Annotated in this window: 26 protein-coding genes and 1 tRNA gene; 16 read left to right on the top strand and 11 right to left on the bottom strand. The window is 62.0% G+C overall.

What is annotated here, in order from left to right:
• Positions 1 to 173: 173 nt before the first annotated feature.
• The 3 genes from HZR20_RS09970 (at position 174) to glmM (ending at position 2625) form a co-directional block, all read left to right on the top strand.
• A complete protein-coding gene (locus tag HZR20_RS09970) occupies positions 174 to 341 on the top strand; it encodes a DUF1931 domain-containing protein (protein WP_135667362.1) in 168 nt (55 codons plus the stop codon).
• Between the two features lie 184 nt (positions 342 to 525).
• The gene (locus HZR20_RS09965) at positions 526 to 1233 is read left to right on the top strand and encodes a DUF2270 domain-containing protein (RefSeq protein WP_181686439.1); all 708 of its coding nucleotides are present in this window, start codon (positions 526 to 528) and stop codon (positions 1231 to 1233) included.
• Positions 1234 to 1299: 66 nt separating this feature from the next.
• On the top strand, positions 1300 to 2625 hold the full coding sequence (gene glmM, locus HZR20_RS09960; protein WP_181686438.1) for a phosphoglucosamine mutase: 1326 nt from the start codon (positions 1300 to 1302) through the stop codon (positions 2623 to 2625).
• A gap of 8 nt (positions 2626 to 2633) precedes the next feature.
• Here glmM and HZR20_RS14880 read toward each other — a convergent pair whose 3' ends face one another.
• The 3 genes from HZR20_RS14880 to HZR20_RS09950 all read right to left on the bottom strand — a co-directional run bounded on the left by HZR20_RS14880 (position 2634) and on the right by HZR20_RS09950 (position 3947).
• A complete protein-coding gene (locus HZR20_RS14880; RefSeq protein WP_449272332.1) occupies positions 2634 to 2792 on the bottom strand; it encodes a DUF7563 family protein in 159 nt (52 codons plus the stop codon).
• 100 nt (positions 2793 to 2892) lie between these two features.
• Positions 2893 to 3471, bottom strand: a complete 579-nt coding sequence (locus HZR20_RS09955) for a DUF7090 family protein (RefSeq protein WP_181686437.1) — start codon at positions 3469 to 3471, stop codon at positions 2893 to 2895.
• Between the two features lie 53 nt (positions 3472 to 3524).
• On the bottom strand, positions 3525 to 3947 hold the full coding sequence (locus HZR20_RS09950) for a DUF2391 family protein (protein ID WP_181686436.1): 423 nt from the start codon (positions 3945 to 3947) through the stop codon (positions 3525 to 3527).
• An 81-nt stretch (positions 3948 to 4028) separates the two neighbouring features.
• Between HZR20_RS09950 and HZR20_RS09945 the strand changes: the two genes are divergently transcribed.
• The 4 genes from HZR20_RS09945 to HZR20_RS09930 all read left to right on the top strand — a co-directional run bounded on the left by HZR20_RS09945 (position 4029) and on the right by HZR20_RS09930 (position 7733).
• Complete coding sequence (locus HZR20_RS09945) at positions 4029 to 4709, top strand: class I SAM-dependent methyltransferase (RefSeq protein ID WP_181686435.1); 681 nt, start codon at positions 4029 to 4031, stop codon at positions 4707 to 4709.
• Between the two features lie 99 nt (positions 4710 to 4808).
• Positions 4809 to 5186, top strand: a complete 378-nt coding sequence (locus tag HZR20_RS09940) for a hypothetical protein (protein WP_181686434.1) — start codon at positions 4809 to 4811, stop codon at positions 5184 to 5186.
• Positions 5187 to 5347: 161 nt separating this feature from the next.
• Positions 5348 to 6331 (top strand): GTP cyclohydrolase MptA, encoded by a 984-nt coding sequence (mptA, locus tag HZR20_RS09935; protein ID WP_181686433.1) that lies wholly within the window; start codon positions 5348 to 5350, stop codon positions 6329 to 6331.
• Positions 6332 to 6527: 196 nt separating this feature from the next.
• Positions 6528 to 7733: an inorganic phosphate transporter gene (locus HZR20_RS09930; RefSeq protein ID WP_181686432.1), complete on the top strand. Its 1206-nt coding sequence runs from the start codon at positions 6528 to 6530 to the stop codon at positions 7731 to 7733.
• Here HZR20_RS09930 and HZR20_RS09925 read toward each other — a convergent pair whose 3' ends face one another.
• Positions 7734 to 8063: a hypothetical protein gene (locus HZR20_RS09925; RefSeq protein ID WP_181686431.1), complete on the bottom strand. Its 330-nt coding sequence runs from the start codon at positions 8061 to 8063 to the stop codon at positions 7734 to 7736.
• Positions 8064 to 8165: 102 nt separating this feature from the next.
• Here HZR20_RS09925 and HZR20_RS09920 point away from each other — a divergent pair, with 102 nt between their 5' ends.
• The 3 genes from HZR20_RS09920 (at position 8166) to HZR20_RS09910 (ending at position 10425) form a co-directional block, all read left to right on the top strand.
• Positions 8166 to 8738: an FxsA family protein gene (locus HZR20_RS09920; protein WP_181686430.1), complete on the top strand. Its 573-nt coding sequence runs from the start codon at positions 8166 to 8168 to the stop codon at positions 8736 to 8738.
• Between the two features lie 80 nt (positions 8739 to 8818).
• Positions 8819 to 8892: transfer RNA gene (locus HZR20_RS09915), tRNA-Ile, on the top strand.
• Positions 8893 to 9177: 285 nt separating this feature from the next.
• Positions 9178 to 10425 (top strand): RNA-guided endonuclease InsQ/TnpB family protein, encoded by a 1248-nt coding sequence (locus HZR20_RS09910; protein ID WP_181686429.1) that lies wholly within the window; start codon positions 9178 to 9180, stop codon positions 10423 to 10425.
• 550 nt (positions 10426 to 10975) lie between these two features.
• Here the strand turns inward: HZR20_RS09910 and HZR20_RS09905 are convergent.
• Positions 10976 to 11521: a hypothetical protein gene (locus HZR20_RS09905; RefSeq protein ID WP_181686428.1), complete on the bottom strand. Its 546-nt coding sequence runs from the start codon at positions 11519 to 11521 to the stop codon at positions 10976 to 10978.
• A 176-nt stretch (positions 11522 to 11697) separates the two neighbouring features.
• On the opposite strand from HZR20_RS09905, the gene HZR20_RS09900 reads away from it, so the two are divergent.
• From HZR20_RS09900 to HZR20_RS09890, 3 genes are all read left to right on the top strand, one after another.
• The gene (locus tag HZR20_RS09900) at positions 11698 to 11877 is read left to right on the top strand and encodes a hypothetical protein (RefSeq protein ID WP_181686427.1); all 180 of its coding nucleotides are present in this window, start codon (positions 11698 to 11700) and stop codon (positions 11875 to 11877) included.
• A 358-nt stretch (positions 11878 to 12235) separates the two neighbouring features.
• Positions 12236 to 12502: a hypothetical protein gene (locus HZR20_RS09895; protein WP_181686426.1), complete on the top strand. Its 267-nt coding sequence runs from the start codon at positions 12236 to 12238 to the stop codon at positions 12500 to 12502.
• Positions 12499 to 12687: a hypothetical protein gene (locus HZR20_RS09890; RefSeq protein ID WP_181686425.1), complete on the top strand. Its 189-nt coding sequence runs from the start codon at positions 12499 to 12501 to the stop codon at positions 12685 to 12687. Before HZR20_RS09895 ends, HZR20_RS09890 begins: the two co-directional genes overlap by 4 nt.
• Before the next feature lie 221 nt (positions 12688 to 12908).
• Here HZR20_RS09890 and HZR20_RS09885 read toward each other — a convergent pair whose 3' ends face one another.
• Complete coding sequence (locus tag HZR20_RS09885; RefSeq protein ID WP_181686424.1) at positions 12909 to 13946, bottom strand: two-component system sensor histidine kinase NtrB; 1038 nt, start codon at positions 13944 to 13946, stop codon at positions 12909 to 12911.
• Between the two features lie 132 nt (positions 13947 to 14078).
• Positions 14079 to 14270 carry a hypothetical protein gene (locus HZR20_RS09880; protein WP_181686423.1) on the bottom strand — a complete coding sequence of 64 codons (192 nt, stop codon included), beginning with the start codon at positions 14268 to 14270 and terminating at the stop codon, positions 14079 to 14081.
• A gap of 238 nt (positions 14271 to 14508) precedes the next feature.
• Here HZR20_RS09880 and HZR20_RS09875 point away from each other — a divergent pair, with 238 nt between their 5' ends.
• Positions 14509 to 15165, top strand: a complete 657-nt coding sequence (locus tag HZR20_RS09875) for a helix-turn-helix domain-containing protein (RefSeq protein WP_181686422.1) — start codon at positions 14509 to 14511, stop codon at positions 15163 to 15165.
• Positions 15166 to 15410: 245 nt separating this feature from the next.
• Here HZR20_RS09875 and HZR20_RS09870 read toward each other — a convergent pair whose 3' ends face one another.
• Together HZR20_RS09870 and HZR20_RS09865 are read right to left on the bottom strand one after the other, a co-directional pair.
• Positions 15411 to 15575: a hypothetical protein gene (locus HZR20_RS09870; protein ID WP_181686421.1), complete on the bottom strand. Its 165-nt coding sequence runs from the start codon at positions 15573 to 15575 to the stop codon at positions 15411 to 15413.
• 49 nt (positions 15576 to 15624) lie between these two features.
• Positions 15625 to 17940, bottom strand: a complete 2316-nt coding sequence (locus HZR20_RS09865) for a DEAD/DEAH box helicase (RefSeq protein WP_181686420.1) — start codon at positions 17938 to 17940, stop codon at positions 15625 to 15627.
• Between the two features lie 182 nt (positions 17941 to 18122).
• Here HZR20_RS09865 and HZR20_RS09860 point away from each other — a divergent pair, with 182 nt between their 5' ends.
• Positions 18123 to 19880, top strand: coding sequence for an MBL fold metallo-hydrolase (locus HZR20_RS09860; protein WP_181686419.1), 1758 nt, complete (start codon positions 18123 to 18125; stop codon positions 19878 to 19880).
• A gap of 49 nt (positions 19881 to 19929) precedes the next feature.
• On the opposite strand, the gene gfo6 is transcribed toward HZR20_RS09860, so the two are convergent.
• The gene (gfo6, locus tag HZR20_RS09855; RefSeq protein WP_181686418.1) at positions 19930 to 21018 is read right to left on the bottom strand and encodes a D-xylose 1-dehydrogenase Gfo6; all 1089 of its coding nucleotides are present in this window, start codon (positions 21016 to 21018) and stop codon (positions 19930 to 19932) included.
• A 117-nt stretch (positions 21019 to 21135) separates the two neighbouring features.
• Complete coding sequence (locus HZR20_RS09850; RefSeq protein WP_181686417.1) at positions 21136 to 21549, bottom strand: response regulator; 414 nt, start codon at positions 21547 to 21549, stop codon at positions 21136 to 21138.
• Between the two features lie 396 nt (positions 21550 to 21945).
• Between HZR20_RS09850 and HZR20_RS09845 the strand changes: the two genes are divergently transcribed.
• Positions 21946 to 22908, top strand: a complete 963-nt coding sequence (locus tag HZR20_RS09845) for an AAA family ATPase (protein ID WP_181686416.1) — start codon at positions 21946 to 21948, stop codon at positions 22906 to 22908.
• Positions 22909 to 22910 lie beyond the last annotated feature (2 nt).

The following is a 22910-nucleotide window of genomic DNA, read 5'->3' as shown; positions in this document are numbered from 1 at the left end:
CGGGCCGAAGCTACTCTTACTCATTGGTTTGTCGGCGTCGAGACAGCCAAGCTGACCGACAGGTCAGTCGGACCAGCATGACAGTTCAGTCCCGCCTCAAACCCCCGTCAACCCCCTGGAGAGCGGATAGAATTGGGAACGTTTTTAAACGACCCTTGGAAAGGGAACGGTGTATGGCAGACCTAATCGTCAAAGCCGCGGTCAAGGAAGCGCTCGATGATATGAACGTCGCCTCGGACTTCTACGGTGCCCTCGACGAAGAAGTTGAGGAGCTGCTCGAAGACGCCGCACGACGTGCCGAGGAGAACGACCGGAAGACCGTCCAGCCGCGCGACCTGTAAGTCGCGGGGTCTCCCCTTACGTTGCTTTTGGTGCAAACGCGACAGCGGTAGCACTCTGTCGCCACTAGAGCCCATCCTCGACGGCTACCGCCGCTTAGCCCGTCACCCAGCCACACCACCGGACCGACAATCAGCCCGCGTTCCCGGGCGCGGTTTTACCCGTCCCCGTGCCGAACCGCCGCCCATGGCAGTGCCACCGGACGGCTTCGACCCGGAATCGCCGGCGGAACGCGAGGTCGCAGGTGAAGCCGCAACCGAACGCTCGGACTTCCTCTCGTTGATGGGCCACGCATATCGGGGCGAACTCGGGCGGACGACATCCTGGCGGACGCGCATCGACCGGACGACAAACTGGGCGGTCGTACTGACGGCCACCCTCCTCACGTGGGCGTTCTCGGGCGACTCACGGCCCCACTACGTCCTGCTTGTTGGCATGGGCATGATGATCGTCTTCCTGGGGATCGAAGCACGCCGGTACCGCGTCTACGATATCTGGCGCTCTCGTGTCCGCCTGTTAGAGGAGAACGTCTTCGCGAACGCACTCGATCCAGAGGGAGTAGAGCAACCCAACTGGCGAGAATTGTTGAGCGACGACTTACGAGAACCGACGATCAAAACCCCGCTCAGAGAGGCGATTTCCCGCCGACTATGGCGGGTGTACGCCCCACTCCTGTACGTGTTGCTTGCAGCCTGGCTGATCCGCCTGACCGTCTTCGCCACACCGGCGGGCGGAGTCATCGGCACGGCGGCAGTCGGTGGCGTTCCAGGGGCAATCATCCTCGGGATTGTCGGGGTCTTTTACACCGGCATAACTATCCTGGCGTTCTGGCCGGCCTCGCGGCAGGCAAAAGGCGAACTTCGCGAGGAAGACGACACTGACGAGTGGCGTTGAGGGCCAGCGGCGACTGACCACTCGCTCGAGAGACGAATTTTTGTGCCCGGTCGTCGAGGAAGACGTATGTTCGGGACGAGCGGCATCCGCGGGCCGGTCGGCGAGACGGTGACTGCGGAGCTTGCCCTCCGGGTCGGTCGTGCACTCGGCGTCGAGGCAGATCGAGTCGTCGTCGGCCGTGATCCACGAGAAAGTGGGGAGTTTCTATCGGAGGCGCTATCGGCCGGGCTGCGCGAATCCGGGACCGATGTGATCGACCTCGGACTGGCTGCGACACCGACGGTCGCTCGGGCGACGAAGTGGGACGGTGCCGACGCCGGAGTCGTCATCACGGCCTCACACAATCCGCCGCCGGACAACGGCATCAAGCTTTGGCAGCCGACGACCCAAGCCTTTGACGCGCCACGCCGGAAAGCGATCGCGCGCCGAATCGACGAGGATCAGACTGACCTGCAAGCCTGGGACGGGATCGGCGACTACGAACGACGGGAGGCGACCGCCGAACACGTCGAAGCGATTCTGGACACGGTCGATATCGAGGATCCACCGGCGGTCGTTCTGGACCTGGGCAACGGTGCGGGCGGCGTCAGTGCAACAGCACTCTCGAAACTGGGATGTGACCTCGAAACGCTGAACGCCCAGCCCGACGGGTCCTTTCCGGGGCGGTTGAGTGAGCCGACCGCCGAGCATTGCCAATCGTTGGCGGCACTGGCCGGCGAGAACAGCGCCATCGGGATCGCCCACGACGGCGACGCCGACCGGATGCGCGCCGCCACGGAAGACGGCGAATTCCTCAGCGGCGACACATTGTTGGCAATCCTGGCACGGGACACAGCCCAGCCGGGGGAGACGATTGCCGCGCCACTGAACACGAGCCTGGCGGTCGACGATTATCTCGCTCACAACGACATCGATGTTGCTCGAACCCGCGTTGGTGACGTCTCCGTCGCCGAACGAGCCAGCGATCCGCACGTCGTCTTCGGCGGCGAACCAAGCGGTGCCTGGATCTGGCCCGAAACGGCACTGTGTCCGGATGGGCCACTCGCGGCCGCGAAGCTTGTCGAACTCGCGAGCGAGCGACCACTGGCCGAGCGCGCGGCCGAAATCGACGAATACCCGATTTATCGTGACAGCATCGAGGTCGACGCCAAGTCGGCCGTGATGGAACGCGTCCGCGAGCGGGTTCGACCCACCTACGAAGCCGTCACAACGCTCGACGGCGTCCGCGTCGACCTCGGTGACGGCTGGTTTCTCATCCGGGCGAGCGGGACACAACCGCTCGTCCGGATCACGGCCGAGGCGCGAGACGAAGAGCGCGCTCGGACGATATTCGAAGAGGCGGAAGGGATTGTTTCAGCGGTTTGTTCTCAAGCGGGGACGGGCGTACGGTAGTGTAGAGGTTATCCACGTCGCGTCGAGCGTGCCTCCCGCACGTCCGCGCCGTCTCGGATCTTGTCCTCACATTGGGGACAGACCCGCGGCTGGTCCATACCGTTGGGCGTGAAAACACGCGCGTATGCAGCGGTTACGAATGAACCGCAGTTTTGACATTCCGGCATACGTCTACATTGTGATTGTCCCGAACCTTAACTATTGGTGATATGCAATGGGATGCCATCACACACCAAGGATCCAGTTACTCAGCACGAACACGGGCATTCAAAACGTCGTCGTGACCGTCCCAGCCCGGCCGAGTTCGACGACGGCGTCGAACAGCCCCCGGAATTCGTCGACGACGCTCTCGTCGTGGACGCCGCCGGCCAGGTGGAACAACCCGACAGCGTCCTGTTCGTCGAGAATGGCGAGGAGGCGTTCTGCTGCCTCTCGCGTGCGTTGCTCGTCGGTATAGTAGATCAATTCAGTGATCGAATCGAGGCTGATCCGACGCTTACCCTCAGTTTCGTCGAGAAAGCGGCGGGTTTCGGCAACGATCCCGTCCAGATCCTCGGGGGCGGAAACGTACCGAACGTCGTCGCTCTGTCGTCGGGTATAGCCGCGTTCGACCGAGAGGGCATCGAGGATCGTCGCTTTGTCCTCCTCGACTTCGTAGTGTTCGAGTTTCTGCGTGACCTCGCGGGCGGTCGTTCGCGTCGAGATGACCAGAAACTGATCGGTATCGGTCTTGAGGAAATCGGTGTCGATCCGATCCGTCTCCGCGGTGCTCGGGTGGACCAGCAGAATACCCGTCCCGGCCGGGATCGTCGTCGGTGCGTCGTCGATCGCCAGGGCGTAGTCCATCTCTGCCCAGAAAGGGGGCTGGCTGGCTCTTAAGGATGCTGGCTCGATCGAGCTCAGAACACGCTGTCGGCCGTCGCCGCGCCGACGACGCTGAAGATCGCGCCCACGCTGATGACTTTGAGCGTGGTGGCAACCTGCCCAGCGGTGCCTGTCCCACTGAGGAACGATGCCGGCGCGTTCAACAACAGCGCCAGCAGCGCCACCGACCCGAAGGCAACTCCGAGCAGTGAGAGAAACCGAAGCGGAAGCCCTGCCACCTCAGCTTCGGACTCAGGATCGCGATCGTCATCGGCCTGATAGAGTGCGCCATAGCCGATGATCGCGACGAGTACCGCCGTCGCAATCGCGTGCCAACCCGTCATCTCGCTGGCCAGCATCCAGACCTCCTCGGTGACGACGAAGGGCCCTGCCAGCAAGAAGCCGCCAACGATCTGCTGGGCGGTGTCCGCGAACTGGTAGCGCCGTTTCCGTGCCATACCGACGCTCGGTGTGCGACCCGGTTGTATCTTTCCGGACGGAGACGAACCGGTTTTGGCCGTCCCGTCCCGAGGGGAGCTATGAGCGTCAGCGACGCTTTCGACGAGTGGGCCGAAGACGGCCGTGATCAAGGCATGGAGGAGCGTCACTGGCACACCGCCAAACACGCGCTCGAACGTATACCCGTCGAGGACGGCGACGTCGTCCTGGATCTGGGCTGTGGAAGTGGCTACGCCGCCCGCGCGCTACGGGACGCGGCCGGTGCCGGTCGCGCCTACGGGCTTGACGGAGCCGCACAAATGGCCCGCAACGCCCGAACCTACACCGACGATCCGCGCGTGGGCTTTCTGGTGGGTGACTTCGAATCACTTCCCTTTGAGGCCGACAGCATCGATCACGCCTTCTCGATGGAGGCGATCTACTACGCGAGCGATCCCGTGGCCGCCCTCGGCGAACTCCGGCGTGTCCTCCGACCCGGCGGCACGTTCTACTGTGCGGTCGATTACGTCGCCGACAACCCCCACACCGCCGAATGGGACGACTACGTCGACATCCCGATGACGCGCTGGTCGCGGGCGGAGTACCGCGAAGCCTTCCGTGAAGCCGGGTTTCACGTCGCCGGCCAGGAAGCGATCCCGGACGAGGAAGTCGAGATTCCGCCCGCCGAGGCCTTCCCGACTGAGGACTGGGATTCCCGGGACGCGATGGTCGAACACTTTCGCGAGCACGGCACGCTGTTGACAGTCGGCGTCGTCCCCTGAAGACGGCCGGATGGGACTGCGGACTGACTGTCGATCCCCGTGAATACCCCATCCATTGGGTGGACGAGGGATGTGTCTCTCGCGGCTATCGAAATCTGCATGGCAACCCAAAAAAGCGCAGATTGGGAGTTCTACGTCGACGACGGCGTTATCATCGGAGAGTTCCCGGAAGCGACGAAGTTGACTGGTCCGGAAAGCGACAAGATGGTCGAAGCGTTCACTGACCTACTGGAACGACCCGATACCCACGCCCACGTGACGATCCTCCGGTCTAGCGAGCCGTACTCGAGGGAAGGACAGGAAAACCTGCGGCAATCCGCACTCGCGAGCGTCGACCACGGCGTTGCTCGCTGGGCAGTCGTCGCTGATGGCACGAAGCAGCTAACGATGAAGACGAAAGTGGATGTCGAGGGCATCACCGTCGAAGCCTTCGACTTGGCGGACGTCGATGGGGCAATCGAGTGGGCCCGGGAGTGAGATCTGTTGATCGACCACCCCGACCAGCGTTCGGGTCGGATAAAGGCGGTGGGAGATGTAGCTGTCCACCGACAGGCTACCGGTGCGGTGAAAGTCAGAGGCGCGGCCAAGGCCACCCCTTCCGAAAGCCCTAACCGCAATTCAACCGTACGCTGAGGCGAATGAGCGAGCAACTCCCGGACGTACAGGCCAACAGTCCGGACGTCACCGTGGGGCTGAATCGCGTCGGCGTCACCGGCGTCGAGAAGTTGTTGCAGATCGACCGCGAGGATCGCCGCCCGATCGTCCTGATGGCCGAGTTCGACGTCTTCGTCGACCTGCCGACCTGGCGGAAAGGCGCGGACATGAGTCGGAACATGGAGGTCATCGACGAAACCCTGGAAGCGGCCGTCGAACATACGAACTACCGCGTCGAAGACGTCTGTGGCGACGCCGCAGAGCGACTCCTCAGCAAACACGACTACACCGATAAAGCGGAGGTGCACATGGAAGCCGAGTACGTGACGCGCGGTCGGACGCCCGCCACGGACAAACCGACCCAGAGTACCGCTGACATCGTCGCCTCCGCGACAGCGACCGAGGATGGGACTCGCGAAGAGATCGGGGCCCGCGTCACCGGGATGACCGTCTGTCCCTGTTCGCAGGGTATGTCCGAACAGCGAGCCCGTGAGACGCTGTTCGATCTCGGGGTCGACGACGAAACGGTCGAGGACTTCCTGAATGAGGTTCCACAGGCAGGTCACTCCCAGCGCGGGCACGCGACGTTGGCCGTCGAATGCGAGGGATCGCCGGGAGTCGACCTCCGGGATATCATCGAAGTCGCCCGCGAGTCGATGAGCGCCCGCATTTACAACCTCGCGAAGCGACCCGACGAGGACCACATGACCTACGAGGCCCACGCAGACGCCAAGTTCGTCGAGGACTGCGTCCGTTCGATGGCCGAGGGTGTCGTCGAGCGCTTCCCCGAGATCGACGACGACGCCGTCGTCCGGATGGAACAATCCAACGACGAGTCGATCCACCAGCACAACGCCCACGCCGAGCGGATTGCCCGCTTTGCCGACCTGAAGGCCGAGATCAGGGGCGACGGCACACAGCCGGCGGGCAATCCCGAACCGCGGACCAACGGCGACGGCGGACTGTAACGCGGCCTGTTCGCCCTGTCGGTCCGGCCGTTTCGTTTCACTCGAGGTGTCCTGCTCCGCCGTCGGTCGACAAACGAGTACGTCCCCCGTCGGGACGGCCGTCCGTGCCACCTCCAACCGGGTACAAGCCCCGACTCGACGGAGCGCGATCGAACGATTTAGGACTGTGTATCCGTACCGGCCGAGCAAGCCATCGATGTCCTCGGTCATCGGGATCGTCGCCGTGGCGCTGGTCGCGTCGCTTTTCATGTCATTCACCGTCGGCGCCAACAGCAACTCCGCACCGATCGCGCCGGCCGTCGGGGCGAACGCGCTATCGACGCTCCGTGGGGCACTGCTCGTCGGCATCGTCGCCGGGATCGGTGCCGTCGCCCAGGGTGGGAGCATCTCGGAGACGATCGGGCACGGCCTGGTGACCGGCGTGACGATCACCCCGCTTGCCGCGACGGCGACGCTCCTCACGGCCGCCACACTGATCACGATCGGGAACTCCCGCGGGTATCCGATCCCCTCGGCGTTCACGGTGACCGGCGCAGCGGTCGGCGCCGGCGTCGCACTGGGAGGCGGGTTTGCGGTCGGAACCTACGCTCGCATCCTGGGCTTCTGGTTCGCGATCCCGATCGTCGAAGGAGTGCTCGCGTACGGTCTCGCGTGGCTGTTGTTGACGGACGGGATCCCGGATACGCTCACCGTGCCGCTGCTCGCCGGCGGCGTCGGGTACGCACTCGCAAACGTTCAGTTGTCGTTCCTGCCATCTGCTGGGGGCGAGCAGGGCTCGGTGGCCGGCGTTCTCGCACGCGCTGGCGGGGTTCCATCTGCCCTCGGGCTCGACGCCGTCGTGTTCGTCGCGTTCGCACTCGCGCTACTCGTGCTCGCGGCGACCTACTGGCAACTCCAAGAGGACGTGACGACCGGGATCAATCGGATGCTGATCGCGCTCGCCCTGGTCGTCGTGTTCACCAGCGGCGGCTCACAGGTCGGCCTCGCGACGGGGCCACTCGAACCCGTCTTCGAGTCGGCGCTTGGCCTCCCGTCGATCGCCCTGCTCGCCCTCGGCGGGTTCGGGATCCTCCTCGGCGGCTGGATCAGGTCTCCGCGCCTCATCCAGGCCGTGGCTCGCGAGTACGCCTCTCTCGGGCCAAAGCGGTCGATCGCTGCGTTCGTCCCCGCGTTTCTCGTCGCGCAGGCGGCGATCGTCCTAGGTTATCCAATCTCGTTCAACAAAGTGATGATCGCCAGCATCGTCGGTGCCGGTCTGGTCGGTCGATCCTCTGGGTCAGGCGGGGTCTCTGGCAAGAAGACGGGCTACACGGTCGGGGCGTGGATCGTCTCGATGGTCGGCGGGGGAGCGATCAGTTTCGCGCTCTATCACGTGCTCGCCGCAGTCCCAGGGCTGGGATGATCAAACGTTGTGCAGCGTCACGAGATCCTCGACGGCAGCGTTCTCTTTCATCGCCGGCCACGTCTCGAAATCGGTCGTCCGGTCGATGAAGGCGTCGCGTTCGTCGGCCTCGAGACGCTGGAGCCCGCCGATCGTGTCCGCCTCACACGGAGAGGCTACACAGAACGCGGTCACCGACTCGAATTGCGTGTGTCGACGAACGAATGCCTCCGAGACAACGCCGTCATCGGCGTCGGCGACCCAGGTCTGCAGCGCCAGCGCCCGCTCGAGTCCGTGCCTCAGTTCAGCCAGTAGCGTATCCTGGGTCCTGACTCCGAAGTCAAGAACCATACGTCACGTCCGTGGCTCGATCCACCTAAGCCCGGCGGACGAACCGAACAGGGGAGAACACGCCTCGAAAAGTGTTTGGGGCCCCGGCCGGTACGGGCGGGCATGCTCCGGCTCATCGCGGTGTTGCTCCTGATCCCGCTGCTGGATATGCTGTTGCTCGTCGGAGTCGGTACCTGGATCGGTTTCGTTCCGACGATCGCACTGGTCGTCCTGACGGGCCTGGTCGGGCTGATGCTCGTCCGTGCCGAAGGTCGCCATACGATGCGGAAGATCCAGCGCAAACTCGTCGAGGGCGAGGCACCGACCGACGAGGTGCTCGACGGCGCACTCCTGCTGGTTGCCGGCGCGTTCCTGCTCACCCCCGGGATCGTAACGGACGTCATCGGATTCGTCTTTGTCCTCCCACCGACGCGCTATCCCGTCCGCGTCGCGCTGAAGAAGTGGGTCGTCACGCCCTACATCGACAGCAAGACCGGTGGCTTTGCCACTGGCTCGGTCTACGTCGGTGGGTTTCCCCAGGAAGGGGACGTCAATATCGGCGGGGCTTCCGGCCCGAGCGGTCCCGGCGGCGGACCAAGTGGTGCCGGCAGCGCTGGTCCGGACGGCGTGCGTGACATCGGCGAGGCGGAAGACGTCGACGACGTGACCGACGAGCGGGACGATCGACGGGAGTGAGTGCCAGGCGAGGGCGGGGACGCGCCGCCGAAAAGAAACGCTTAATGGTAGCCCTCCGGTACGCCCTGATGCGCTCACTCGGGCCAATAGCTCAATCAGGTTGAGCGCTCGGCTGATAACCGGGAGGCTGCCGGTTCAAATCCGGCTTGGCCCATGGTTTTGCTGCGAGCAAACTCGCGAGCAGCAAATGTTGTATCCAACCGGATTTGAAGTAGAGAAGTCGCAGCCCGCACAACGATCGAAGCGAGTGAGCAGGACCGTCTTCGCGTGGTTCAAATCCGGCTTGGCCCATCCTTTTGCCGGAACTAACCGATAAGCGGTAGCGATAGGTTCATCGATGGAAGATACTCTGTAAGCCCTTGACTATACCCAGGTTGAGCAGATTGGAGTGTCTGACCTCACACACTCATTTAAATACTAGTACGAGGCCACGAAACGTGTGGCAGACGATTATGTACGTCGGACATCAATCACCCGTCTCGCAGTAGACGACGAGCAACGGGAGCTACTCGAAGAGACCATCACGGAGTGGAAGCGTGGGTGTCAGATTGCCACGGACATGGCTTGGGAAGTGTGTCAAACGAAGTCTGCCGTGCAGTCTCTCGCTTACGATGCGTTGCGTGAGCGGACGAAACTCGGCAGTCAACACGCGGTTCTTGCCACGCATCAAGCCGCAGAAGCAGTCACCGGCTGTATCGAACGCCAGTCGAAGGGACAGCAAGCTACAAAGCCCACCTTCACAGCTCCGACGGTGACATACGACGCTCGGACCATGACACTGTTCGATGATGACACCGTATCCCTAGCCACGACGGAAGATCGGATCAGGTGCCCGCTCGCCTTACCAGACGCTGACGATGGCTATCAGCGGCAGTATTTCGACTCGGACGCATGGGCCGTTACGGAAAGCACACTCACTGCTCGCGACGGCGAGTTCTTTGTTCATCTCGGCTTCCGCCGACACAGGAACGATGTTGAACGGGACACCGCCGAGGACGGGACGGTCCTCGGGGTCGACCTCGGCATCGAAAACCTGGCTGTCACCAGCACCGCGTTCTTTTTCAGCGGGCGGGAGTCGACCCACAATCTCCACGAGTTCGAGAGGGTTCGCGGTGAACTACAACAGACCGGAACGCGAAGCGCGCATCGGACAATAGCACAGAGGGGGCGTCGTCAACGTCGCTACGTCCGTGACGTACTGCATCACGCTTCGAAAGCGATCGTCGACGAAGCGCGTCGGTATGGGTGTGACGTGATCGCGTTCGAAGATCTAACCGATATCCGTCAGCGCACCGGCGCGTCGTGGGGACATCTATGGGCGTTTCGAACGCTCTACGAACAGGTCGAGTACAAGGCCGAAGTGCTCGGTATCTCGGTGAAGCAGGTCGAATCCAACTACACGTCGAAACGGTGTGCCGAGTGCGGGTTTACAGGAGACGAGAACCGTCCCTCGCGGAACCAGTTCCGATGCCAGCAGTGCGGAACTGCAGCGAATGCAGACTACAACGCAGCCAAGAACGTTGGATTGCGGTACGTCCGTCGAGGCCAACAGTCGTCTCGACGGACGGGCGACAGTCAACTCGCCCTGAAGTCCGGAACGATAACGCCGAATGACGGATTTACCGCCTACCCGAACGGGTTCGAGGCCGAGTTCACGGACAACTCTCACCGTTCACAAGTCGGGTGAGAGAGTTGATATCCGCGTTGGCCCGCCTGTATCACCTTTTTACTGCGAGGGGTTTCCTCGGTCAGCGGGACCGTCGGTCTCGCTCGACTTGCAAAAAGCTGTGTTCGCGAGCGATAGCGAGCGAACGCTCGGAAGACGAGTATCCCGAGTCTTCCGGTGGACCAAAAACATCTGCTCAGTCGCTTCGCTCACGGCTTTGCCGTTCGCATTTCCGAGACGCTCCCTTCGGTCGCGTCTCGCTTCGCTCCTTCGCAGCGAACCGCCTCGCTTCGCTCGGCGGATGCGAAACGTCAGAGGGTACTTGTTTCTGATCTTGTGCCACACCTAGACCGCCTGATATATCGGTGGGCGTTCTCACGTACTTCGTCGAGTTCGCCGGTCGAGAGATCGGGGCGATCGCCGCGCGAGAATCCAACCCGGGGGTTAGGTTCTCGCTTAGAGGTGTGGCTAAGGCCACTTACTCAAAACACACCGCAGGCGGTTGCGCAAAATCGAGACGAAACGGACCCCTTGCGGGTTGTGCGAAAATTTTTAGTTAGCCTTCAAATCGTCAACTTTCGCCCTTATATCGGATTTCAATACCCATATATTTGAATAACCAAACAGTGCCTGCAATTGACCCGCCCGTAATGAAGAACATTACTGCAAGCAGACCGGACAGTAAAGTTGCATGAAATATCATTCCGGAGTCTATCATTAGTATCGTAATGTTATTCGAATTCGCGATGACTCCCGCCGTACTTAATATAGCTGAAACAATACCCAATAATACTCCGATTACAATAAATTGTAAACTTAATTTCTCACGTATCAATTTCACGATGGGATACTGGACAGAAGCGGGTTCCTCTACTTCCGACTCAAGCCACCATAGTCGTGTTCTACCCGGCTTTCGAGTCCCGACTATTCCTTTATCTCGAAGTGACTTTAGACGCCGATCCACCTGTCTTCGACCTATATCTACATGCTCCTCTATCTCGGGAGTTGTGAGAACTCTATTGTCTTCCTTTGCAAAAGCATAGAGAATTCCTTCATTTTGTTCCTTAAGGTACGGGTCAATATCTGATATTTCGGTCTCGTTTGTTGATTTACTCATGTTGTCCTCACCTGGACACGGTGGTGTCCATGTCCGTTTTCGGCGTGTCTACGTCTCTATTGAGAAATTCAAATCCCTTTATAATTTGCTTGCAGTTCAAGCATCAATCGCCATGTTGGCAATAAATATGGCTCAGAGGCGGAGGTACAGAACGCAAACAAAGCGGGTGGTCCACAATGGCTGAGGAACCGCTAGTGGTCGGTGCGGTTCTCTTTTTGGTGGGAATCGCATTGAATCTCCTGGACCCGTACGTATTCGAACTAACTGGAGTTTCGATTAACGGATGGGGATTGTTGTCAATGATTATTGGAATTTTCGTGATCGGAGTGCGGTTGTATTCGATGACGACGAAGTGATTGACAAGTAACCTCAGCCACTTTTATTCACCCAGTCGGTCTCAGAAGAGTGCCGAGACGGGAATCTTCCGCTGCTGACTCTCTCGATGCCAGCCAGCCCCATACCACGTCGACAGCGGGAGATTACTACTGTGGGTTATGGTCATGTCGACGACGGAGATCCACGTCCCTCACGGTCGGTAGGCCACGAACACATACACACCGTCAGCCGACCGGAGTCAGTCGTGGTACTTCCGGAAGACGCGAAACCGACCTTCGCTACCTCGGCCCACTCAACGGACGCTTCGACATCAGTTCCACTTTCACTCCACTGTAGGCTGCCATCCTTTAGGCCCCCGTCCGTCAGTCCCGAGTGGATATGCCCGACGACGAGGCCGTCGCGACCGTGAACATCGAGGATCGGACCGATAGGTGGCGTTTCAGGTGCCCGAACGGCCACACGACCTGGGAACCGACGAACCATCATTTCTGGTGTCGCACCTGTGCGCGAATGGACAGCACCGATGGGGTGTTCGAGCAGTTGCGGGACGTCCGTGAGGACCGCTTGATCGCCCGCGAGCGGGTGAACCTCCACGATCAGGTCGGTCCCTACGACAAGGACCTCGACCGGCGGGGGCAAGCGTGACCTTACAGACCCTGGCTGTGACGTGTCGAGCCTGTCGGGCCGAGCGAGTGGTGACGATCGACGACCGGCCGCCGTTCCCCGAGACCGTCAGCCACCACTGCCGGGTCTGCAACCGGGATCGGCCGCTTGTGGTGGGCCGCCGTGACGGAAGAGTGTCGATCACGACCACGGAGGGATCGGTGTGACGTGTCCGGAGTGTGGCAGCGACCGCGTCCATCCGTCCGGTGGGTGCCCGTTCTGCCCGGACTGTGGTTGGAGTGAGTGCCAGGGCAGTCACATCTGACCGCCAGCCGCCGCTGAACGCCGACACCCGCCGTCGAGAGAGTGACCGGCTGTCGTCCTCGTGTCCGCGGAGATTAGCGCCGACGGAGCATACGCTGGCATGTGATCGGAAAACCGCTCGTGCTCACTCCAGGAAGTCGATGCCAGTAATCTCGAATCGAGCGCCGCCACTATCGCCGCCCGTCACGCCGATATCCCAGCCATGGGCGTTCACGATCGTTCGGACGACCGAGAGGCCGTAGCCGCTCCCGTCGGAGCTCGTGGTGAAGCCGTGTTCGAATACCTGGTCCCGGTGTGCTGCCGGAATGCCAGGGCCGTCGTCTTCGACGTAAAAGCCCGTTTGTAGCGGCCCAACGTGGATCGTCACGTCACTGTGGCCGTGGTCGACACTATTGCGAAACAGGTTCTCGAACAGTTCGACGAGTCGGTCGGCGTCGGCACTCACGGGCGGGATCTCGTGATATTCGAGCGTCGCCGTCGGCGTGGTCTCGACGACCTGCCAGGCCGTCTCGACAACGGTCTCGATATCTGTCGGTGCTGGGTCTGTGACCACCTCGCCCTGTCGGGCCACGCGGAGGAGGTCGTCGACGAGGCGGGCCATCCGCTCGGTCGTCTCATTGATGGTCTCGATGTGAGTCTCGTCGCCGGTTTCCGCATAGAGGCGCAATCGCCCGTCGATGATTTCGATCGGGTTTCGAAGATCGTGGGCAAGAATGTCCGTAAACTCCTTGAGTCGGTCGTTCTGGCGTTCGAGCATCCGCTCGTACTCCTTGGTGGTCGTCTCGTCCTGGGAGATTGCTGCGAACCCGGTGGCGCCCGGACCAGACAATGGCGAGATCGTCAGCGTCCCCCAAAAGACGGATCCGTCCGCCTGCTCGTGCCAGCACTCGACTTCCACAGTCTCTTCGTCCGGGTCGCGAGGGACGCCAGTGTCCCAGTCGGCACCCGCAGTCTCGTCTCGATCAGCGAACAACGCGCTCACGTGTTCGCCACAGATCGTCGCAGCGTCGTAGCCGTACAGTGTCGCGGCTGGACTAGGCCATTCAGTTATCGTCCCGTCGCTGTCGAGCATGAAAACGGCATGTGAAGCAATACTTTCGAGTAGCCGTCGAGCGGCCTCTACTCCCAGACTTCCTGCATCAGATGGTGCCACCTTTCCCATAGACAACCCCCTGGGATAAGATCGATCTGACACCCGGATATTGGTATGGGCTGACAGACCATGTCAATGAAGTAACCCCCGATGTACCCCGAGCTTCAAAGTGAACCCATCCTCGATGAGCGTCTCAAGCAGTCAGTCCGACGCGTCCTTACTTTCCAGTTCGTGGACCATAACTTCCAGATCCGGGCCAAGACCGTCCGTTCGGTACACCCACGACCCCCGGGGATCGACGTCGCGTTCGAGTGCCGAAAGAAGCATCTGGCCGAGCGCACGCTCGAAGTCCTCGACGTTCGTCAGCTCGTCGTCGGCAGAGGGCGGCGTCATACTGGATACCTGAGTATCGTACCCGATCGTCCGACCTCGAGGAGCGGAGAACACGCGACCGGGCCGTCATTGGAAGGCGTTGGAGTGTGGGAGCGCAACTGAATACCTCGGTACCCCTCAGTAGTGGTCCGGCGGGGATAGGAGTGTCGGAAAGCATGGTACATCATGCTGATGGAGCCGTCCGGCATTCGGGGGCGGCGAGGCTTTAACGGGGACGGCGCTGAACAAGTAACAGCCAATGAGCGTCATCGTGGAGCTGACGATCCCGTCAGACGCTTTCGAACTGGGGCAGATCCTCAGCGTCGAGGGCGACACCCAGGTCACCCTCGAGACGATGGTGCCACTCGGGGGACGGCCGACGCCGTTCGTCCGGCTGACTGATGGGGTACGTGGGGCATTCGAGCAGACGGTCCGGGAGCAGCCGTCCGTCAAGAGCATCCAGCTGGTCAGCACGCACGACGCCGAGGCGCTGTACGCCCTCGAGTGGGAGCCGCCCACCGGGTCGCTGTTCCAGACGGTGACGGAGATGGACGGGGCGTTGCTCGGTGCGACCGGCAGTGCCGACCGGTGGGCGATCGAACTCAGATTCCCGTCCCACGACGCCCTATCCGAGTTTCAGGAGTACTACCTCGATCGAGAGATGCCGGTTTCCATCGAGAAGATATACAACCCGACGAAACCCGACGCCGGGCCGTGGTACGGATTGACAGCGGTACAGCGGGAAACACTCACTCATGCGGTCGAATCCGGCTATTATTCACTGCCACGAGGCCTCTCGACGAAAGAACTCGCCGCGGAGTTCGACATCTCCGATCAGGCAGCTACCGAACGACTCCGCCGTGGCATCTCGACGCTCGTCACCAATACACTGCTGGCCGTCGAGAGTGAGAAGTGAGGGTGATCCCGGCGTGAAACCACTGGAGACCTGAGCCGGGAGACGGACAACAGCGGGGAGCGTCTGAGTGGTGGACAGAGCAATGTGGACGTGGCCAGGCACAGGGGGGTGGGCGTGGATCGTCCGCTTGTGGTCACGGTGGACACCCGTCTCGAACGCACGTCTCCAGCAATCTGTGCATCGTGCGATACGGCCAACTTATTGGTGCATGGTAACCCAAGGCACTTTTCAACCAATTGTTATGCTTATCCGAACGGCCCACGATCACCGCCAAAGCCCGTTTCCATCACGTCACACTCGCCGTTCTGGTTGATCAGGATGCGACCCTGATACCCACAACTGCCGTTGTTGTTGTACTGACAGCGGGTGCACCGACATTCTACGTCTTTCCGTGCGTTACCGGTTGACATAGTATCGCGTTGGGTCGCCAGCCACTTGGAAGTACAGCATCCCGCAGAGTCAGCCGTTTTCACGGAGTGCTCCAAGCAGTTTGATCGCGAGGTGCTTATCGAGCGGGTCGTTGGCGTTCCCGCAGTGGGGTGACTGGACGCAGGCCGGACAGCCATCGTCACAGTCACAATCGGCCACGAGTTCGTGGGTCGTCGCCGCCAGGTCCCCGATAGACTCGTAGCCAGCCTGTGCAATCCCCACACCGCCGGGATAGCCGTCGTAGATGAAGATCGTACTCCGATCGGTGTGGGGGTGATGGGGCGTCGAGAGGCCGCCGATGTCCCGGCGATCGCACAGGAAGGATAGCGGCATCGTCGCGATCATCGCGTGCTCGGCGGCGTGGATGCCACCGGGGAAGTCCCCGTCGGCCCGCAATTCCTGTTCCAGGTCGGGGGGCAAGGCGTAGTACAGCGCCCGCGTCCGGAGTGTCGTCTCCGGCAGTGAGAGGGGTTCGCGACCGATCACCTCGCCGGACCTGCCGTCGTGACGTTCGAAGCCGGTAATCTGCTTGCGCATGGTGACGTCTGCGAACCGGACGGGCACGTCCGCTCGACCCGGAAACGGTTTCTCCCGCAGGTCTTCCTCGACGGTGATCGTTTTCTCGTGGAGGACACGGGTGTACTGGTCGGCGTACGTCCGGGACAGCGTGGCCACGTCGTTGTTCAGATCGAGATTGACCACCTCGTAGGAGGTGCCCTGGTGGTGATAGATGGCCCCCGGATGAGCGTCCCGAAGCGCGTCACCGAAGGGGAGCGACGCGATGACGTCGTTCGACCCGCGCTCGCGCAGGCGGATCTCCCGATCGTCGGCCGTCCGGAGACTCGTCTCGTGTTGGGGACTCGCCCCGCCGTCGTAGAGCCAGCGCGTCCCGGCCTCGGTGGCCCGGCGTTCGAGATCGCCCGCCCGTTCCAGACCGGCGACCACGTCCGGGAAGGTCTCGCCGAAGTGGCGATCGTCGCCCGGCGACAACCAGTTCTCGCGAGCAGCCGAGCAGACGTGATCGGGGAGAATTTGCTCGTTGTCGGGGTTGGTGAGTGCCTGCTCCGGCTCGCGGTCGAACAGCGCCTCGGGATGGCGGGCGACGTACTGGTCGAGTTGATCCTCGCCGGTCACGAGCCCGACCAGTGCTGGGTCCTCGCCACGGCCCGCCCGCCCCGCCCGTTGGAACGTCTCCATGCGCGTCCCCGGGTAGCCGTCGAGCAGGACGGCGTCCAGGCCGCCGACGTCAACGCCGAGTTCTAAGGCGTTCGTACTCCAGACGCCACGGATCGACCCGTCGTGCAGTCCCGTCTCCAGCTCGCGTCGACGCTCGTCGGTCAGTGCGGCCTGATAAGCGGCGATCGTCGTCGCCAGTTTTCCCTCGCCGCGCTCGCGGAGTGCTTGCTCACTCTCGGTCGCATAGCGTTCGGCGACCTGTCGGGAATCGGTGAAGACAGCGGTCTGGAGGCCACGCTGGACGAGATCGGCGAACAGTCGCTTGGTCTCGACGTGATGGGACTTGCGCCGCCCCTGCCCGCCACCACCGCGTTTCTCCGGCGGGTTCCAGACGACCCAGTGGCGCGGCCCGGTCGCGCTGTCGTCCTCGTCGACGAGCCGGAACGACGCCGGCGATTGGTTCGTGACGGTCGCGGCGTGGTCGACGGGATTGCCGATCGTCGCCGAACAGCAGACGTATTGGGGATCTGCGTCGAATCGCTCGGCGAGCCGATTGAGCCGCCGCATCACCAGCGAGACGTGACTGCCGAAAACCCCACGATAGGCGTGTACTTCGTCGATGACGATTGTCTCCAAACGCTGGAAGAACCACTCCCAGAGTCGGTGGGCGTGGGGCATGATCCCGTAGTGGAGCATGTCCGGCGTCGTCAGCAGGACCGTCGGCTGGCGCTCCCGGACGGTCTCCTTCTCTGTGCGCGAGAGCCGTCCCGTGTAGCGATCGACGGTCACCCGCGAGCCAAAGCCCAGGCCGTGGGCGAGGTCTGAAAGCGTCTCGGCCTGGTCGTTGATGAGCGCGACCTGTGGGGCGACATACAGCGTCGTCGCCGTGCGATCCATCGCCCGCTCGAAGGCCGGCACGGTGTAGGCGAGGCTCTTCCCACTCGCAGTCGGCGTCGCCAGGACGACGTTGTCACCGTCACGGACGGCCGCGATCGCCTCGGTCTGGTGGCGATAAAAGTCCTCGATGCCCTCCTTCTCCAGGGTCGAAGCGAGGCGGTCGGGCACGTCGAGATCGTCGGAGACCGCTTCGTGTCCTGGGAGCGTCCGCTCTTGAGCGATCTGTCCCTCGTAGTAGGGGCGACTTCGGAGCCAGTCGAGAACGTCGTCCACGAATTCGTTTGTGATCGGGTCGTCCTAACGGTTGTGCTCGTCCCCGGGGCTAGGAGAAGTGGCAGCACACAACACTCACCAGTTCATCCAGCCTGTCGTTGATCTGTACGAAGACAGTTTCCCAGCCGGGCTGAGCACAAGGTATATAGTACTACCCCCTCGAAATTAACTTTGACTAACTAATGCGGGTCAGCTATCAACACGCGAACCCAAACAACGGTCGCGAATCATATCTACTCCGGTTCCACGATACGATCCACGGTCAGACGAACTGCATCCTCGTCGACGCAGGCGAGAGTGTCGAGGTGGACGAGCTTCTCAGCGAAGACGAGTACCTCTCTGCAATCTGTTTGACGCACGCTCATCTCGACCACTATCGTACGCTGGGGTCGAATCTCCGTGACGGAGCGCCGATCTATGCCACGCCGGAGACGGCACGGGCAATCACGACGCGGCTTGACACCGAGGCCGAACACGCCGATATCGGGGCCCCAGACGACGTTCGGGAGGCTCTCGAACCGATCACGGATTGGACGAGGATCACAAGCGACATCCGTCTCCATCCGGTGCCAGCCGGGCACGCGCCAGGTGCCTGTGGATTCGTCGTCCAGTTTTCCGACGGGAACGACCGGCATCACCTACTCGCAACGGGCGATTTCACCAGGCGCAGAGCAGCCGGGTATCCGGGACTTCAGACCGATCTGCCCGTCGACGCAGTGTTCCTCACGGCAGCGACGAATTCGACCTTCCGGGACCAGTTGACCAGCGTGGTCAGGACTGTCATCGAGCGAGCGACTGCTGGATCCACAGTGCTAACCACGGCCAGTGGATCGAAAGGCGTTCACCTCGCATATCTCTTATCGCACATCGGAGACGATACCGGGACGGCCCTCCCTATCACGGTTGCGGGCCGCGTTGGGACGCTCTGGGACGCCTTCGAGTACGACCATCCGGCTGTCGAATCCGTGCCGACCTTCGAGGACACCGAAGAGGTCCTCGAGCCGGGACGTGTCACGATTGCCGGGCCGGAGGTCCCCGTATCCGGAAGTAGCGAGCGACTGTTCGAGGCCATCGAGGACGACGAGGGCGCGACGCTCGTACAGGTGACCAGCGGTGCATTCGAACCGGAACGGTCGGCTATCTGCACCGTCGACGCCTACGAGCTGAGCAATCATCCGAGCGAAGAAACGATTGATGCGGTCGTCGAGGATTTCGCACCGATCCACGTCGTCGTTACCCACCAACGCGGTCACAGTACCGACCGGTACAAGGACAAGTACGATAGTTTCGTCTGGGTGACAGACGACCGTAAGCAGTATACGCTCTACGATGAGGACGAATGGTCCGGGCCGCCGTGGGTGACGGATGCCACCCGGAGACGCGTCCGATCCAGATTGTACCGGGACAACGGACCGAACATCGGACGATCGTTCGACAACGCCGACGTTCCGTTGCCGACCGTTGATCGTCACGACGAAATCGATCTTGAAGCGGAAGGGATTGACATGGAACGGCTCGCGGAGAACGGAAGGATCGGTAGTGCGCTAACAGCGGCCCAGCGGTCCTTCGAAAGCGACACGAACGCAACCGACGACACTGCTATCACGGACGGAGAACCGTCGGATTCGGTAGACGAGGACGAATCAGACGGTGCTGACAGTATGCCCGAACCTATTGAAGAGCCTGAAATGGAGAGTTCGACCCAAGATCCTACGTCATTGGATGAAATTATCGACCGCCTGGATCGGATCGAGAACGAAGTGACTGGAACGCGCATCCGTGCGACGGTGGTCGATGCAGGGGATGATGTGACACTCCTTCGCTTAGAACACGAATCGCTCGAAGCCGACCTCACTCACGGACAATCCATCGGTATAACACTCCACAAGAATCGGCAATCGGATAAACGAGATGTCTCGAAAGACGGGGTGGATCAATGAGGGAGGATGAACAAAACATACCTCGACCGACAGGTGACGTCCCCATCAATCAAACCACGGCGTTCTCGATCCTGACTGTTTCGTCCGTCTCAGCCGACTCGTAGATCGCCTCGATCGCTCGCATATCGACGAGGCCGTGCTCGCCGTCGGGATACGGCTCCCGCCCGCTCAGTAGACAGTCCGCGAAGTACGCGAACTCTTCTTCCAGTTGATGGACGTTGGTCACGTCGACATCGATTCGCTCGCCGTCGATCCGAATCGCCATGTCCCGGTCCTCTCGCTCGAAGAACGCTGGATCGAGCACAATCACACCCTCGGTCCCCGTCACCCGAAGGAAACTGTCGTGATAGGCGTCGTGGCTGGCGGTAAAGAGGACGGGCACGCCACCCTCGTAGGTCGCCCGGACGGCGACTTGCTCCTCGACGGCGTCGAATTCCTCGTGGACGGCGGTAGTCGAGGCCGAGACCTGCACGGGGTCGGCCCCGAGGACGAACCGGGTCGTGTTCAGCGGGTAGATGCCGATATCCATCATCGCGCCGCCGCCGGCCAGGTCGGGGTCGAGTCGCCACTGATCGGCCGGATCGCCATCGAGTTCGGCGAGCATCCGCTGGGACATATTGGCGTGGACCTGGACGACGTCGCCGATCGTCCCCGCTTCGATCAGTTCTTTCGCGCGCCGGAGGACGGGATCGGTGTGCATCCGGTAGCCGATCAGTAGCGTCACGCCGGCGTCCGCAGCAATCTCGACGAGTTCGCTCGCCCGGTCGAGACTTGCTTCCATCGGCTTCTCACAGAGGATGTCCTTGCCAAAGCCCGCCGCCCGCTCGACGTACGGCAGGTGGGTGGCATTGGGCGTACAGACGTACACCGCGTCGTACTCGTCCCTGGCGGCGCCATCGTGGAACTGCTCGGGCGTGAGCGGCATCAATCCGTGCTCGTCGGCGAGCCGCTCTGCCCGCTCGGGGCGGGTATCGACGACGACCGTCGGGTCAGTGTGATCGGCCCGCTGGAAGCCGGGGAGTGCCCACTCACGGGTGAACCAGCCAGCACCGACCAGGGCAACGCGAACGGTTCCGTCGCCGTTGTACTCCGCCCAGTCGCGGCGGGCGAAGTCTTCGAGGGCGTCGAGGGAAGTCACTCATGCATCTACACCAGCCAGAGAGAAATGCGCTCCGGCGTTGCCGCCACTAGGGCAGCCCCGGCTGGTGTCCAGCCAGACGGCGGTCGGTCCGTGATCGGAGCGTGTTGGTCCCCATCAGGTCGCGCTCTGTTCGACGTGTGCAGTGAGCTGGTCGAACGTCTCCGCTGAGCCGTCTTTCTGGACGAACGCTACGATGCCCGTGCCCGCAACCTGGCGCTGGAGATCTGCCATGGCTGTAGCCGTAAACAGGATGAACGGTAGGTCAGGCCGGCGATCGGCCACTCGCTCGTGGAGTTCGAGCCCGTCGATTTCGGGCATCTGATAGTCACTCACGAGACAGTCGATCGAGGGGTCAGACTCGACGCGATCGAGTGCCGTCAGGGGGGATGTTTCGGCGATCGTTTCGACGGCGTCGAGGCGCTGTTCGAGGTACGTCGCGGCGACGTCTGGGACTGCAGGGTCGTCGTCCACGACGAGCACCACCAGCGGGTCCGGCTGATCGACGCCTTGGGTTCGGTCGGCGAGCATCGAAGCATTCGCTGGTATGCAGTGTACGTGGTTAAATACCCACTCGCGATTTCTCGCGCTGAAAACCACACCTGCCAGTCGCTGGCTCGTCGCCAGGGCGACGAGTCAAGTCACCGCTCATCGAGACCTGCCAGCCGGGAAAGCGGTCGTTCCGGTCGGTTCGCCGACGGTGACGGCGGGCACAGCGAACTCAACCCACCCCGACCGTGACCCACAAGTGCGGCAATCCCGTAGGATGGTGTACATACCCATGGGACGCGTCCACAGCCGGCAAATGAGTCCGTCGTCGAGGAAAGATCACCCCGACGACAGTGAGCGGGCTGCCCAGTCGGGCGGCCCCAGGCAGTCGTATCGAGACAGGTACGCGACCGACGTGCCACTGAGACAGGGTGGACGATGACGGATTCAGAGCCCACGGCCACCAGTCGAAAGCGGGATCGTGATGTTGAACAAGTGGGTGAGATTGCGACTCGCGTCGTCGAGAGCGTCGAGGACGTCATCGTCGGCCACCCGGACGTCATCGAACACATTCTCACGGCTATGTTCGGCCATGGGCACGTCCTGCTCGAGGACGTGCCGGGCGTGGGGAAAACGATGCTCTCGCGAGCGATCGCGGCCTCCTTCGACAGTTCGTTTAAGCGCGTCCAGTTCACGCCAGACTTGCTGCCCTCCGACGTGACGGGTGCGAGCATCTACAACCAGCAAACCCAGTCTTTCGAATTCCGACAGGGCCCGATCTTCGCCAACGTCGTCCTGGGGGACGAAATCAACCGTGCGCCACCCAAAACCCAGTCCGCGCTGCTCGAAGCCATGGAGGAAGGCCAGGTCACCGTCGACGGTGAGACCCACGCGGTCCCCCAGCCATTCACCGTCATCGCGACCCAGAACACCGTCGAACGTGATCGGACCTACGACCTCCCGATGGCCGAACTCGACCGGTTCATGAAGAAGCTCAAGCTGGGATACCCCGAGGAAGCCGAGGAAAGTGCAATGCTCGGGCAGGTGGTCGGCAATCATCCGATCGAGGACGTCAAGCCGGTCGCCACGCTCGAAGACCTCGAACGCGCCCGAGAGGTGACAGCGAGCGTTACTGTCGAGAAGCCAGTCCGAGACTACATTACGCGACTGTCTCGGTACACGCGCGAGCACGCCGATCTCGGGGCCAGCCCCCGGGCGTCACTCCTGTTGCTCCGGGCTGCCCAAGGCCGGGCGGTCCTGGAAGGGCGAGAGTACGTCATCCCGGACGATATCCAGACGGAGATCGAAGTCGTCTTCCCCCACCGCATCAGGACCGGCTTCGAGGACACTGGCTCTGAGGTATTGCTCGAAGAAACACTCGACGCAGTAGCCGTCGAGTGAGC

Origin of the sequence: Halorhabdus salina, from assembly GCF_013839425.1 — an archaeon.
Classification (GTDB): domain Archaea; phylum Halobacteriota; class Halobacteria; order Halobacteriales; family Haloarculaceae; genus Halorhabdus; species Halorhabdus salina.
Note: the sequence above shows the minus strand (reverse complement) of the source record. Positions and strands in the feature narration are given on the sequence as shown.

Bases quoted from the DNA above. Each gene is read 5' to 3' on its own strand.
- HZR20_RS09970 (WP_135667362.1), top strand. From the start codon at position 174: ATGGCAGACCTAATCGTCAAAGCCGCGGTCAAGGAAGCGCTCGATGAT.
- HZR20_RS09965 (WP_181686439.1), top strand. From the start codon at position 526: ATGGCAGTGCCACCGGACGGCTTCGACCCGGAATCGCCGGCGGAACGC.
- glmM (WP_181686438.1), top strand. From the start codon at position 1,300: ATGTTCGGGACGAGCGGCATCCGCGGGCCGGTCGGCGAGACGGTGACT.
- HZR20_RS14880 (WP_449272332.1), bottom strand. From the start codon at position 2,792: ATGCCGGAATGTCAAAACTGCGGTTCATTCGTAACCGCTGCATACGCG.
- HZR20_RS09955 (WP_181686437.1), bottom strand. From the start codon at position 3,471: ATGGACTACGCCCTGGCGATCGACGACGCACCGACGACGATCCCGGCC.
- HZR20_RS09950 (WP_181686436.1), bottom strand. From the start codon at position 3,947: ATGGCACGGAAACGGCGCTACCAGTTCGCGGACACCGCCCAGCAGATC.
- HZR20_RS09945 (WP_181686435.1), top strand. From the start codon at position 4,029: ATGAGCGTCAGCGACGCTTTCGACGAGTGGGCCGAAGACGGCCGTGAT.
- HZR20_RS09940 (WP_181686434.1), top strand. From the start codon at position 4,809: ATGGCAACCCAAAAAAGCGCAGATTGGGAGTTCTACGTCGACGACGGC.
- mptA (WP_181686433.1), top strand. From the start codon at position 5,348: ATGAGCGAGCAACTCCCGGACGTACAGGCCAACAGTCCGGACGTCACC.
- HZR20_RS09930 (WP_181686432.1), top strand. From the start codon at position 6,528: ATGTCCTCGGTCATCGGGATCGTCGCCGTGGCGCTGGTCGCGTCGCTT.
- HZR20_RS09925 (WP_181686431.1), bottom strand. From the start codon at position 8,063: ATGGTTCTTGACTTCGGAGTCAGGACCCAGGATACGCTACTGGCTGAA.
- HZR20_RS09920 (WP_181686430.1), top strand. From the start codon at position 8,166: ATGCTCCGGCTCATCGCGGTGTTGCTCCTGATCCCGCTGCTGGATATG.
- HZR20_RS09905 (WP_181686428.1), bottom strand. From the start codon at position 11,521: ATGAGTAAATCAACAAACGAGACCGAAATATCAGATATTGACCCGTAC.
- HZR20_RS09900 (WP_181686427.1), top strand. From the start codon at position 11,698: ATGGCTGAGGAACCGCTAGTGGTCGGTGCGGTTCTCTTTTTGGTGGGA.
- HZR20_RS09895 (WP_181686426.1), top strand. From the start codon at position 12,236: ATGCCCGACGACGAGGCCGTCGCGACCGTGAACATCGAGGATCGGACC.
- HZR20_RS09885 (WP_181686424.1), bottom strand. From the start codon at position 13,946: ATGGGAAAGGTGGCACCATCTGATGCAGGAAGTCTGGGAGTAGAGGCC.
- HZR20_RS09880 (WP_181686423.1), bottom strand. From the start codon at position 14,270: ATGACGCCGCCCTCTGCCGACGACGAGCTGACGAACGTCGAGGACTTC.
- HZR20_RS09875 (WP_181686422.1), top strand. From the start codon at position 14,509: ATGAGCGTCATCGTGGAGCTGACGATCCCGTCAGACGCTTTCGAACTG.
- HZR20_RS09870 (WP_181686421.1), bottom strand. From the start codon at position 15,575: ATGTCAACCGGTAACGCACGGAAAGACGTAGAATGTCGGTGCACCCGC.
- HZR20_RS09860 (WP_181686419.1), top strand. From the start codon at position 18,123: ATGCGGGTCAGCTATCAACACGCGAACCCAAACAACGGTCGCGAATCA.
- HZR20_RS09850 (WP_181686417.1), bottom strand. From the start codon at position 21,549: ATGCTCGCCGACCGAACCCAAGGCGTCGATCAGCCGGACCCGCTGGTG.
- HZR20_RS09845 (WP_181686416.1), top strand. From the start codon at position 21,946: ATGACGGATTCAGAGCCCACGGCCACCAGTCGAAAGCGGGATCGTGAT.